Source organism: Finegoldia sp. P1-F-LS (genome assembly GCF_052932205.1).
On sequence record NZ_JBRFJH010000003.1, the window covers coordinates 213455 to 226966 of the forward strand.

Sequence of the window (13512 nt, forward strand, 5' to 3'; positions counted from 1 at the left end):
TCAATCCCTCAAATCTTTGCCGGTTAATTCTAAGAAAACATCGTTAAGACTTGGTTTTTCGACATTCAAAGAACTGTAGTTAATGTTGTTTTCATCGAGAAGTTTGATCAACTTCATTAAATATCCATCTCCATGAGAAAAATTCAACTTAACATTGCCGTCCTTGTTTTCAAAATTCATCAAATGTGGGAGTGATTTGATTTGAGATATCACATCTTCATTTAATTCTTTCGCTGTGAAGCTTATCTTCTCGTTCATTTCTATCATATCTTTGAGTTGTTCGGATGTACCTTTTGCAATGACTTTACCCTTGTCAATTATCACGATATTATCACACAAGAAATCAACTTCGTCCATATAATGTGATGTATAAATTATCGTTGATCCATCTTCATTTAATTTTTTTATTCCTTCCAAAATATTATTTCTAGATTGTGGGTCGACCGCAACAGTAGGCTCGTCAAGAATAATTATCTCAGGTTTGTGCGCAATTCCACATGCTATGTTGAGTCTTCTTAGTAAACCTCCTGATAATTTTTTCGGTTTAAACTTCACAAAATCATTCAGACTTACCAAATCCAATGCCCTTTTCACAAGCTCTTTTCTTTCAGATTTGCCTTGTATGTACAATCCGCAGAAATAATCGATATTTTCGTAGACAGTCAACTCATCATAGACTGCCACATCTTGAAACACCACGCCAATTCTTTTTTTGATATCGTACGCATCAGCAGACATTTCTTTTCCGAAAATCTTCACAATTCCAGAATCTTTTTTTAAAAGCGATAATATACAATTGATAGTTGTAGATTTGCCGCTACCATTTGGTCCAAGTAGTCCAAGAATTTCTCCCTTTTTAACATCCAAATCCAAATTATCAACTGCAGTGAGTTCCTTGTATTTTTTCACAAGACCTCTGACCTCTATCAGATTTTCCATAAAATCCTCCCATATTATATTTCTATTTATATTATACAATTTTTCAATCATTTAATCGTAAAAAATTTGTAAATAAATCGCAAAATTTTCTTGAAATTTGAGCCAAAAAAATCAGCACAAAATTCGTGCTGATTAATCTAAGCAATTTTTCTTTTATCTTGAATATAAGCGATTAATCCGAAAATCGCTCCCGTTACAATCGCAGGAAGTAACCATTCAAATCCTACAGAACTTAATGGCAAAGTTTTGATTATATCTGTAAATCCTTCTAAAATCTTGAATTTGCTATTCAAAACTTCTACCAAACTCACTACAAAAGTCGCAAGCACCGCACCTTTGAAAGTCATATCGTATTTAATATATTTATCGAAAATTCCTAAAAATATAAGGACCATAATTATAGGATAAACCGTCGATAAAATCGGAACTGCTGCATTGATAAGTCCTTCAACTCCTGCAAGAGAAATCAAACCCGAAACAAAAACTGTCGCCAAAACAATTGGCTTGTATCCCAATTTGTTTTTTGTAATTCCGGATAAGAAATCTCCAGCAACCGCGCTAAGTCCAACGGATGTCGTCAAGCACGCTAGTGACACAGCAATTCCTATTGCAAACTTACCGGTTGATCCTAAAATATGTTGCACTGTTCCAAGTAGAATATCTACTCTCGTATTTTGGACTGTGTAAATCTTGGAAGCTGTAGCTCCAACATATATCAATCCGCCGTAAATTATCGCCAACAACAAAAATGCCACAAGTCCGACCCACTTAACAAGCTTCACTCTTTCTTGTTCATTTAAGTATCCTTTTCTTTTCAAATCAGAAACCACAATTCCTGTCATGAGAGCCGCTCCAAGAGCATCCATGGTTTGGTATCCTTCCGCAAATCCTTTCAAGAATATTTGATTTTCCGTTTTGATATTCATAACACCAATAGGATCTACGATACATTTTACAATAATAACTAATAATATAATTACCAATCCCGGAGTCAAATATTTCCCAATTTTGTCGATAACTCCAGTTTCATTAAACACAAAAATCGCAGTTAGAATGAAAAATATTAGAGATGTTACCCACAAAGGAGTACCCGGAAAAACTTTAGATACAAAAACTTCGTGAGTTGTAGCTGCAGTTCTTGGAACGGCGAAAAGAGGTCCAATCGTTAAAATGGTAACGGTTCCAAGAATCTTAGAAAAATTATTCCCAACTCTTTTTCCGAGATCTTCTGCTGCTCCTCCAAGCTTAGCAGTGATGATAACACCAAGTATCGGAAGTACAGGATCTGTCAACAAAAACCCGAGCATCGCTTTTTTGTATTCAGTCCCCGCAAGCACACCTAAATAAGGTGGGAAAATCAGATTTCCTGCACCGAAGAATATTGCAAATAACGCAAATCCTACAATAATGATGTCCTTAAATTTTTTATTCAAAATATCCTCCTATGTATTTATATGTATTTATAGAAAATGATTTCATAATTAAATTTTAATTCCAAAAAGTTTTATTGTCAAATTTATTCATTTCATTATCAAAATAAAGCGTAAAACTTTTAATAAAAACCATCAAAAATTTTCAAAAAAAATCATAGGTCACATCAATGACCTATGATAAATTTTATTCTACAACTTTTCCGCCTTTTTTCTTTTGTTTATCGTTGTAAACTTTCTTAGCAATACCAATCATGATAGATAATGCGAATAATGTCAAAAGTCCCAAGAAAAGTTTTTGTGCTCCACCTGTCAATGTTCCTCCAACGTATGAATAAACAATTGTTGCAGGTAATTGACCAATTCCAGTCGCGATGAAGAATGGCCAGAATCCCATGTTAGTAAGACCTGCTCCATAACTTACAAAGTCGAATGAAACGAATGGTAAAAGTCTACAAATTAATATTGCATACTTTCCGTATCTTTCAAAAAATACGTCAACACTTTCCATTGCACCTTTGCTTGTAAGTTTTTCTACAGCATCTCTTCCCAAAGCTCTCGCCAAGAAGAAGCAAAGTGCTGCACCTGCCATTGCTGATGACCAAGAAAGCATAGCTCCCTTAACCCATCCAAATATTGCAGCATTTGATAAAGTAATCAAGAATGCTGGAATAGGAGCTGCGATTGATTGTAGTATCATCAAAACAAATGATACAACTGCTGCTTGCTTTCCGTAAGATCTCAAGTATGCAACAACGACATCAGTGTCTAATTTTGAAATCGTAGAGAAAGCTTCGTTAGTTTTAGCTTTAATTGAAGGAACGAAGAAATACAATCCCAATAAAACTCCAAGAATAATTAAAGCGATTATTCTTTGGATTTTTCTCGTGTGTTTAATTTCTGCTATTTCTTCAGCTGTTTTTTCTTCTCTCAAATCGCTAAGTTTAACTTCTTCTTCCTTCATTGCTTTACGTTCTTCTCTTGTGTAGAATTTTTGGTATTTCTTTTGAGTAAGAACTATATAGATATTGATTAAATTAATAACCACAACAACTACAATTGTAGGAATAAAAATATTCTTAACCGGTCCATGATACATCACAAATTCTTTTACGATGTAGATAAGACTTTGAGTTTTGCCACCTATAAGAGCTATTAAAGCTATTGCTATTTCCAACGCAAAAAATACATATCTATTTATGTTAGTATATGCAATTCCTAGTATCAATCCAAAAGCTGTAAAGATAAACATTACTAGCTGCTGACTAACCATCATTTCATAGTTTACATTAAATAATAATAGTAAACAAGTCAAAAACCCGATGGCTACGCCCGTAGTTAAATAATAAAATATCGCCCTTAACTTTTTCACTTGATTCCTCGATTAATCTTCTAAGGTATAAGTTACAGCTACATAAGTTCCATCTTCTGGAAGAACATCTGCGTTACCAGTAAATTTAACTTCGTTTCTCTTTTCTACTGCACCATAAGTGTAAGTTGTATTAGAAATAATTCCTACTGGGCAAGAATCCAAGCAAGTTAAGCAACCAGTTTTTTTAGTTTTTGCTCTTTCTAAGTTTCCGCCGAATCTAAATTCGATTTTCTTTCCATTGCTATCTTTGATTACTTCGTTGATATCATAATCTTTTCCAGCGCCTTCCCAAGTTACAGTAGCGCCGATTTTTGATCCTTCAACGTGAGTTTTTGTTGCGTTATCAGGGTTCATGTTTTCGCCTGGTTTTGCACCGATTTCAATTAATGCATTGTAGAAATCTTCTGGTGTACCATAAGCAGTAAGAACAGATTTTGCACCATTACTTCCGTCAGTGTTTACAGATGCGTGTCTTGTATTTTCTGTAAAATATTTACCATTTACAGAAGATAATACAGTAACCTTCTTAGCTTCCTTGTCAACTTTAATTGGGTTTTTCAAAGAAACTCCGTTGACTTCGTCATCTGCTTTCTTTTCTTCTTTTTTGTTTTCTTCTGTTTTAGATTGTTCAGTTGTTGCAGTGTTGTTAGCTTCCTTTTTGTCATCTGCCTTTTGTGAACATCCTGCTAGTCCTACGATTGCTAGACATAAAAATCCAGCCAATAATTTTCTTCTTAATTTCATAAGAATTATCCCTCCGTTATTTTTATTATTATAAAATACTTTTCATTATACATTAAAATGTAGTATCACCAATTAATTCATGATTTTTTTCTTACCAGTGATATAATCTTCTAATTTGTATATCAGAAAAATATATATAACCGCGTTTCCAATCATATGGTTTATGTCGAATGGTATAGATGTCATGTATCTTGCAATGAAAACATTCATTCCCATAACAGTCATACATTCCATCAAAGTAATTATGAGTCCATATAAAAACCCCGACACAGACACTGCGATTGTTTTAGTTATCAATGTTTTTTTCAATTTAAATACATTGAAAATTGCATAGTTAAATACAGCCAAGATGAAAAAGTCTACCACCTGGAATAAAACCCATATTCCAAATCCAAGCACAAAACTTGTGGTTACCATCGTGACTGCATTTACAAATAGTGACTCTTTTAGGTTTTTCTCAATTGCAAGTATCAGTATGACATCCGACAAGATTTTTACATTCGGAATTATATTCAAATAAAGTCTTGTCAGGATGCATACTGCTGATAATATTGCAATTCTAGTCAAATCACTAGTTTTCATTATTTCATTTCTTGAAATTTGAATTCTATCTTGTCGTTTTCGTTAACTTTGTAATCGCCGATTCCAACTTCTGCCATTTTACCGTTAACATAGTACATCCAGTATTGTTTTTTAGCTGGATCTTGTTTTATACCTTCTAATTCAGTCATCATGCCTTTTTCGAAAACAGCTTTGTGATTTTTTTCAAGGTAAGATTGCAAGTTTTCGTCTTTTTTGATTTCTGCATCTTCTTTTAAGATTTCTTTGTTGTTAACTTCATCCATAAGAACGATTGAAACCTTAGTAGCTTGACTGTCAGAAGCTTTTTCTTCTGATTTGTTTTCGTCTGTTTTTGCTTGTTCTTGTGTTTGTTCTGTTTTTTGTGGCTCTTGGGCCTTATCTTTGTCAGCGTTACAAGCTGTCAATGCAAATACAAGCATCATCAATACCAATAATTTTTTCTTCATACTCATCTCTCCTTTGGAAATTCCATCGCTTTCGCGAATATTTTATCGTAATCCTTTGTCATTGATAATTCTATATAATTCATATCTTCAGCAAGAGCGGACATTTCTTCTTTTATTTTATCATTCATTAAACACATGTACGCTCCTATTAAAGATGAATTACCTACATAACTTATTTTGGATTCAATTTCGTAAGGTAGAATTCCCACGCCTACGATTGATGATGGTTTCAAATGACTTCCAAATTGGCCTGCAACAATGCATTCGTTCAAATCGGAAATATCCAATCCCTCTTCATCCAAAAGTTTTATAAAACCAGAAAGTATTGCTCCTTTTGCTAGCTGTACTTGTCTGATATCAGATTGTGTGATAACAAGTTCATCAGTCAGCATGAACTCTCTTTTATCATCCACAATTCTAACCAAATCTTTTCTAAAATCATCTACAGAATTCGGATCGATAATCCTTCCTCTCTTGTTGACGATTTTATTTCTAACAATTTCGCTGATTACAGCAAGAATACCACTACCACAAATCCCTTTTGCAGGTTTGTCCCCGATAGTTTGCAATATGACATTTGATCCATCAATTACAACATCTTCAATGGCTCCTTGTTCTGCTCTCATTCCACATTTTATATTCATACCTTCAAGTGCAGGACCTGCTGCACAAGAACAGCAATACAATTTGTCATTTGTCTTCAAAACTATTTCGCCGTTTGTACCGATATCTATGAACAGTGTGTTTTCTCTGTTTCTCATATCAGTAACATAAGCTCCTGCTACAATATCTGCTCCAATGTACGCTGAAACATTTGGCAAAGTGTACAATTTTGCATCCAAATTCAGTCCAATATCTTTGCACATCAAACTCTTTGCCTCAGTGAACACTGGTTTGTACGGGAATTTCCCCAAACTTCTTGCATCCACTCCCAAAAGCATGTGAACCATCGTAGTGTTCGCTGCGATATCAACTTCCTTGATATCTTTCCTGTCGATTTTTGATTCGACAATCATCTTGTCAATCAATTTGTTCATTGAATTTACAATGCTATGTTGAAGAATTTTCGCTGCATTTTCGTTTTCATATTCAAACGTAATTCTCGTAAGAACATCCAAGCCGTATTTTGTTTGGGCATTGAGTGCTGAGTTTTTCGCAATGATTTCACCAGTCTTCAAATCCACCAAATTCATGCACACAGTCGTTGTACCGATATCCACACAAATTCCGTATCCATCTCGAAAAATTTTTTCAAACTCTGGCATTTCACCAGAATCGAGCACATCAATGGAGCTATTTTCGCTCAAAGTTTCAACGATGACATCTCCACACATTGTAACTGCACAAGAAAGCCTGATGCCGTTTTCGATTTCTTCTTTTTTTAAAAGTCTTTTTTCGGTATCGGTGATTTCGTTGACATTTCCTTCTACGATTTTAATCTTGCATTTTCCACAAGTTAACTTACCATTGCATGAATTGTCGATGTAGACGTCATGTTCAAGCAAAGCATTCATCAAATTGTAGCTTTTGTCATCTTCTAATTCAATTGTTCTATTTAAATTATTAATTCTTATCTTCATAATCGTAATTCTTTGATGCTATTATTATTGATTTCAAATTTTCAAGCGGCGATCTCATCTTGGACAAATCACAGGAATTCGATCTACGAAAATATGATGTAAAGCTTGTTTTAATCATTCTTTTTCATTAATCTTATCTAATTATCTTTTCCAATTAATTTTTTAGCAGCCGCTACAGCTTCGACGGCATTTTCTGTGTATGAATCTGCGCCGATTTTATCTGCAAAAGCTTGTGAAATTGGTCCTCCACCAATCATTACTTTGAATCTATCTCTAAGTCCTTGTTCCTTCAACATTTCGATAACTTTTCCCATGTTTTCCATAGTAGTTGTCATCAAAGTTGACATACAAATCAAATCAGCATTGTTTTCTACTGCTGCATCGATGAAGTTTTGCAATTTAACATCACGACCCAAATCAATCATTTTGAATCCAGCAGTCTCCATCATTAATTTAACCAAATTTTTGCCGATATCGTGAGTATCACCTTCGACAACACCGATAACTGCAACTCCTAGAATATCTTCGTCGCTTATTTCAACGTATTTTTCTAAAACATTCAAGCCAGCATACATGGCATCACTGCAAAGCAATACATCTGTAATAAAATATTCTTCTTCGTCGTAAAGTTTATTCGCTTCTGTCATGCCTCGAATAAGTCCATCGAAGATACCTTTTTTAGGATCAAATCCCTTATCGATGTATTCTTGACACACATCTGCAATATCTTCATCTTCCATTTCTACTACCATTTCTGCCATTTTATCTAAATATTCTTGTTGTGTATCCATGTTAACTCCTAATTATGATTTCATTTATTTTCTTGAATTTCTTGTTTGACAAATTCATACATCTGTCTCCAAAAATCTTGTGTTCTCCTTCAAACAAAAAATCAACATATCTTTGTTCTTCATCTTTTTCAATTTGCCTGAACTCTGCCTTGTTAAAACTAATCAAAGCCATAGTGGATTTTGGACATAAATGAAAATTGAATGGTTTGTCGATATTTTGAATATCTTCCAAAAATTTCATCAAAAACTCATCCACATACATCTGCATTTGTTTCGGGCCAATAATATCAGCGCCAGCCAAACTATCGGAAAAACTAATCAATTTTATTCCGCTATCGACAAGCTTTTCGATGTATTCCACCAAAACTTTTCTGATTTCATCGTAAAGCTCGACAATTCTGTCGTGTTTTTTTCTAAAAGATCTGAAAACAACCTCAGAGCTTACCAAATTGTCCAATATAATCAACGGACCAGAAACTTCTACGATAACTCTTTTTTTATCTTTCATTTTGCCAATCGCTTCGAACAAAGCTTTGACATGTTTTTGATTGTAATCAAAATCTATCACAATATCATCAACATTGTCGTACTTGTACTTGCTAACTTTTCCAAGTTCTGCAACTGCACCCATAGCTTCTGATTCTAGTGTCGAAGACATTGGAATACTCGCATAATCCTTGTCCTTGAAATGTTCTACCAAACAGTCCGCATCTTCAAATAATTTCGGATCAGTGATGGGCGTTGTTTCCATTATAATACAATTATAAGTCCCAACTTTACTCATTATTCACCTCAATTATCACAAAATCCTCACTATCAGAAATCGAATCCGATATTTCCAACCCACTCAAAGTTTTGCTCACGAAAACTTTCTTATCTGCGATTTCTACATTTCCCTTGGCTCTTACTATTTTTTTTGAATCCAAAAATTTTTCTAACTCTTTTTTCGAAACAAATTTTAAATTTTTTTGAACATTGGTCTTGAATTTGGAATCCTCGTGAGAATGATCATGGTGTTCGTGGTGATGTTTGCCGCAACATTTGTGTCCATGACAACAGCATTTGTGTTCTTTTTTATTCTCAAATTCAGATACAATATCATCTGGATTCATGTTTCTGAAATCTTCTGTGTGAATAATCGCAGTTTTGTTGAATTGTTCGATTGATTTCTTCACTTCTTCGATTTTTTCTTCTTCCAAATTTTCAATGTTCGTTATGTATATTATATCAGCTTTTTTGATTTGATCATTGAAAAATTCTCCGAAATCCTCGTGAAAACAAATGTAGCTGTCACAATCGACAATTGTCACGCATTTTTGAATTTGTAAATTCTCTTCGTCTTTCAAAACCTCCAATATATCGGTTAATTTTGCAATTCCTGTCGGCTCAATTATTATGTACTCAAATTGGTCTTTGTCGATTTTGTGGATAATTTCTTTAAAATCACTTTTAAGCCCACAGCAAATACATCCCGAATTTATTTCAATTATATCATCGTTTTTAATTAGCATCGAATCTATGCTAACATCTCCGAATTCATTTTCCAATACAAGAGTATTTTTGTTAAATCCCAAAATGTGATTGATAAATGTTGTCTTGCCCGAACCTAAAAATCCTGACACTATTATCGTCTTCATATTATCACCCATCTTTATTTTACCATACTTGATATTTAGTATTGTTCAAATAATAACTACTTATTGGATATTTAAATAAATGAATTTTGTATTATTAATTGATAAAAAACTTTATTTTGTTAAATTTTGATTGTTAAATTGAGTTAATATTATAATTTTTCGTGTGAAAAATCATTTTATTTGATTTTGATTGGTTTTTATTTTATTTTCGTAAGTTTTTAATTAATTGAAATGAATAATACCCATCACTTATAAAATATTTCAATAAATGGCGGATTTTCTCTATGATAAAATGAATTTAAGATTTTAATCAATTTATTTTGTTTTTTAAATAGGAGGATTTATATGTTCAAAGATGAGATGACTCCAAAGGAGAGAATGGAGGCTTTCTCAAAAGGTGAAGAAATGGATAGAATTCCAGTCGTTCCAGATATGGGTGTTACTATGAGCGACTTTCTGGGATATAAAACTTGGGATTATTATTCAAATTCTGATGTAATCGCCGATACGGAAGTAGCTTTGTTCAAAAGGTTCTACCACGATTCCATCAGTGTGTCTACTACTTTAAGAGGAATGGCTGAAGCCATGGGAACTGAAATTTGGTATCCTGAAGATGGTATTTCGCAATTAAAAGATCCTGTTGTAAAAAAAATCGATGATATCGAAAAATTGAAAATAATCAATCCATTAAAAGATGGAAAGCTACCAGTGTTAATTGAAGCATTGGAAAAAATTAGAGATCAAGTCGGTAATGTTGCATCAATCGGTGCTGCAATGACTGGACCATTTTCTGTAGCTGCAAGTATTTTGGGTACCGAAACTTTGCTTCGTTGGATGGTTAAAAAAAAGGATGCTGTTCATAAAATTATGGATATTATCACAATTAACAACGGAGAATACATTAAGGAAGTTGGCCGAAGAGGTTTTGGAATGGGATTTGCCGATCCAGTTTCAAGCACAACTTTAATCCGTAAGAAACAATTTGAAGAATTTTCACTTCCTTATTTGAAGAGAAATATTGCAGATGTTAAAAAATATTGTGGTTCTTCTGCTGGGTTGCACATTTGTGGCAATTCAAAGGATTTGTGGCCATTATTGAAGGATTCTGGAATTGGTAATTTCTCGTTGGATAACTGCGAGAGTTTATTGGAAGCGAAGGAAATTCTAGGAAAGGACGTTGTGATTACAGGAAATGTTCCTCCAGTAGATGTTATGTATTTGGGAAATACTGAAGATGTGAAAAAATCTGTAAAAGAATGTATCGACATTGCTTACGATTCTCCATGCGGATATGTTTTATCTACGGGTTGTCAAATTCCAAAAGGAACTAAAATGGAAAATATTGATGCGTTCATGGAATATGGGCGTGAATTTGGAAATTACAAAAGATTAAATAAACTTAAAAATGAAGTCAAATAAAAACACCTCGAGCCGAGGTGTTTTTGATTGCAATATTACTTTTTCTTTTTCGTAAAATAAGCGCCTGTTGCACAGGAAACAATCGCAAGTGTTAGATTTGCAATTTCAACTTCCATTCCTGCTTTTGGCAATTGTGATTTTGAGTTTGATTTAGTAAATTCTGATTTATTTTCCGAGATATTCTTTGATTTGCCGTTTTCTGATTCAACGATATTGATGACAACTTTTGTCTTGATAACGAAGTCTGGAGTAGTTGTTGAAGTTATTTTTTCAGGAAGTTTTACTACTGAATCATCAGCGAATAACGCAAATGTTTGTGTGGTTTTTCCTCTAAATTTCGTGACAACAATAAGTTCAATTCTATCGCCAGCCTTGTATCCAGTCGTATCAAATCTCAACTCACCAGTTTTTGAATTTATTTTTATACCGGAAGGAGAATTATCTTCAAGTGAAAATTCAACATCCATAGGAACATTTATTACTTTACCAGATTTGTCGGTAAATATCGGTTTCAATAAAACCTTGTCTCCAATTTTTACATTGGTTTTTTCAAAATGAATTTGAATTCCTTCTTCATTAGGTTTTCCAATATTTTCAGTAGTTTTTCCAGGTTTTGTTGATGATTTTTCTGAAGTTTTTGATGTTTGGTGATTAACTTCAGGTTTTATTTCGATTTCTTCTTCTGGTTTTTTGATATTTTCATTGTCTTCTGGATTTTCTACCAAATCTTTACCTGGTTTTTCGTCTTTTTCGGGCTTGTTTTCCTTTTCTGGTTTCTCTTCTTTTTCTGGCTTTTCTTCTTTTTCTGGCTTTTCTTCTTTTTCTGGTTTGTTTTCCTTTTCTGGTTTGTTTTCTTCTTCGTTGTTTTCATCATTATCATTTGTTTCAGGATTAACTTCAGCCTTATTTTCTTTTATTTTATAAGAAATTTTGACTTCTTTTTCTGATCCATCTGCAAATTTTATAGTTACAACGGCTTCTCCTTCTTCTTTTGATTTTATTTCCAGTTTCGAATCTTGTGGAAGATTTGAAATCGCAGATTTAAGCTTTTCAGCCGACAATTCTCCCGCTTCTACTTCTATTGTCTTAACATCTGGTACAAATTTTTCTGCAAGTGATTTATTCACAACGACTTTTACATTGACAATTCTCGTTTCTCCATTTTCGAATGTGACTTTAATTTTTCCGATGTAGTTTCCAGATTTGCTTGTATTTATCGCATCTTTTTCTGTGATGTCTGTAACTTTCGCTCCAGTTGGGAAGTTTGTGATGTTGTCTGTCAAATCGTATGTTTTGCCGAATTCTACAATTTCATCAATTGCTTCTACTGTTGGTATTGGTGTTATTACCGCTGCTTGTTTTTGTACGATAATTGTAGATTTAACTTCATCAATTGAGCCGTCGGAATATTTTACGATTATTGTTGTGTCTTTCTTTCCGGCAGTTTTCGTGTCTGGTTTTTCTTTGAATTCAAATGTTGTGTTTTCTGGCAAATCATCTGAGTTTGCAACCAATTTTTTTGCTTCTATCGTTTCTCCTTCAAGGATTTTTATTTCTTTACCAGTTGGCTCGTTTGTTTCTGCAAGTGATTTATTCACAACGACTTTTACTGTCATGACTCTAGTTGCACCATTTTCAAATGTTACTTTGATTTTTCCGATGTAGTTTCCTGATTTGTTTGTGTTTATCGCATCTTTTTCTGTGATGTCTGTAACTTTCGCTCCAGTTGGGAAGTTTGTGATGTTGTCTGTCAAATTGTAAGTTTTCCCATAATTCACAATTTCATCAAATACTTCTACTGTTGGTATTGGTGTTATTACCGCTGCTTGTTTTTGTACGATAATTTTTGATTGTACTTCGTCAATTGAGCCGTCAGAATATTTTACGATTACTGTTGCATCAAACTTCCCAGCAGTTTTAGTGTCTGGTTTTTCTTTGAATTCAAATGTTGTATCAGTAGGCAAATCATCTGAATTTGCAACCAAATCTTTTGCTTCAACACTTTCTCCTTCAAGGATTTTTATTTCTTTACCAGTTGGCTCGTTTGTTTCTGCTAGTGATTTATTCACAACGACTTTTACTGTCACGACTCTAGTTACACCATTTTCAAATGTGACTTTGACTTTTCCGATGTAATTTCCTGATTTGTTTGTGTTTATCGCATCTTTTTCTGTGATGTCTGTAACTTTCGCTCCATTTGGCAAGTTTTTGATGTTGTCTGCTAAGTCATATGTTTTTCCAAATTCCACAATTTCATCTGCTGCTTCTACTGTTGGTATTTGCGTGATTACAGCTGCTTGTTTTTGTACGATAATTTTTGATTGTACTTCGTCAATTGAGCCGTCAGAATATTTTACGATTACTGTTGCATCAAACTTCCCAGCAGTTTTAGTGTCTGGTTTTTCTTTGAATTCAAATGTTGTATCAGTAGGCAAATCATCTGAATTTGCAACCAAATCTTTTGCTTCAACATTTTCTCCTTCTAGGATTTTTATTTCTTTACCAGTTGGCTCGTTTGTTTCTGCAAGTGATTTATTCACAACGACTTTTACATTGACAATTCTCGCCTCGC

The 13512-nt window shown here is 33.6% G+C and carries 13 protein-coding genes; 1 reads left to right on the plus strand and 12 read right to left on the minus strand.

The window, feature by feature from the left end:
- The 11 genes from ACU68Y_RS04390 to ACU68Y_RS04440 form a co-directional block, all read right to left on the minus strand.
- Entirely contained in the window at positions 1–939 is a 939-nt protein-coding gene (locus ACU68Y_RS04390; RefSeq protein ID WP_446755400.1) for an ABC transporter ATP-binding protein, read from the minus strand.
- A 137-nt stretch (positions 940–1076) separates the two neighbouring features.
- Complete coding sequence (gene brnQ / locus ACU68Y_RS04395; protein WP_446755401.1) at positions 1077–2372, minus strand: branched-chain amino acid transport system II carrier protein; 1296 nt, start codon at positions 2370–2372, stop codon at positions 1077–1079.
- 184 nt (positions 2373–2556) lie between these two features.
- Positions 2557–3741, minus strand: coding sequence for a TVP38/TMEM64 family protein (locus ACU68Y_RS04400; RefSeq protein WP_230582857.1), 1185 nt, complete (start codon positions 3739–3741; stop codon positions 2557–2559).
- Between the two features lie 12 nt (positions 3742–3753).
- On the minus strand, positions 3754–4485 hold the full coding sequence (locus tag ACU68Y_RS04405; protein ID WP_012290257.1) for a YdjY domain-containing protein: 732 nt from the start codon (positions 4483–4485) through the stop codon (positions 3754–3756).
- A gap of 72 nt (positions 4486–4557) precedes the next feature.
- Positions 4558–5067: a hypothetical protein gene (locus ACU68Y_RS04410; RefSeq protein WP_012290256.1), complete on the minus strand. Its 510-nt coding sequence runs from the start codon at positions 5065–5067 to the stop codon at positions 4558–4560.
- The gene (locus ACU68Y_RS04415; protein ID WP_230958014.1) at positions 5067–5513 is read right to left on the minus strand and encodes a DUF4430 domain-containing protein; all 447 of its coding nucleotides are present in this window, start codon (positions 5511–5513) and stop codon (positions 5067–5069) included. The genes ACU68Y_RS04410 and ACU68Y_RS04415 overlap by 1 nt, the downstream gene beginning before the upstream one ends.
- A 2-nt stretch (positions 5514–5515) precedes the next feature.
- A complete protein-coding gene (locus tag ACU68Y_RS04420) occupies positions 5516–7093 on the minus strand; it encodes an ASKHA domain-containing protein (protein WP_446755402.1) in 1578 nt (525 codons plus the stop codon).
- On the minus strand, positions 7077–7211 hold the full coding sequence (locus ACU68Y_RS04425; protein ID WP_316534943.1) for a hypothetical protein: 135 nt from the start codon (positions 7209–7211) through the stop codon (positions 7077–7079). Before ACU68Y_RS04425 ends, ACU68Y_RS04420 begins: the two co-directional genes overlap by 17 nt.
- A gap of 19 nt (positions 7212–7230) precedes the next feature.
- Positions 7231–7884, minus strand: a complete 654-nt coding sequence (locus tag ACU68Y_RS04430) for a corrinoid protein (RefSeq protein ID WP_060790228.1) — start codon at positions 7882–7884, stop codon at positions 7231–7233.
- 1 nt (position 7885) lies between these two features.
- Positions 7886–8668: a uroporphyrinogen decarboxylase family protein gene (locus ACU68Y_RS04435; RefSeq protein ID WP_446765325.1), complete on the minus strand. Its 783-nt coding sequence runs from the start codon at positions 8666–8668 to the stop codon at positions 7886–7888.
- Complete coding sequence (locus ACU68Y_RS04440; protein ID WP_446755404.1) at positions 8661–9521, minus strand: GTP-binding protein; 861 nt, start codon at positions 9519–9521, stop codon at positions 8661–8663. Before ACU68Y_RS04440 ends, ACU68Y_RS04435 begins: the two co-directional genes overlap by 8 nt.
- Positions 9522–9866: 345 nt before the next feature.
- Between ACU68Y_RS04440 and ACU68Y_RS04445 the strand changes: the two genes are divergently transcribed.
- On the plus strand, positions 9867–10940 hold the full coding sequence (locus tag ACU68Y_RS04445; protein WP_446755405.1) for a uroporphyrinogen decarboxylase family protein: 1074 nt from the start codon (positions 9867–9869) through the stop codon (positions 10938–10940).
- Positions 10941–10975: 35 nt separating this feature from the next.
- Here the strand turns inward: ACU68Y_RS04445 and ACU68Y_RS04450 are convergent.
- A partial coding sequence (locus tag ACU68Y_RS04450) for a Rib/alpha-like domain-containing protein (protein ID WP_446755406.1) occupies positions 10976–13512 on the minus strand: 2537 nt, incomplete at its 5' end.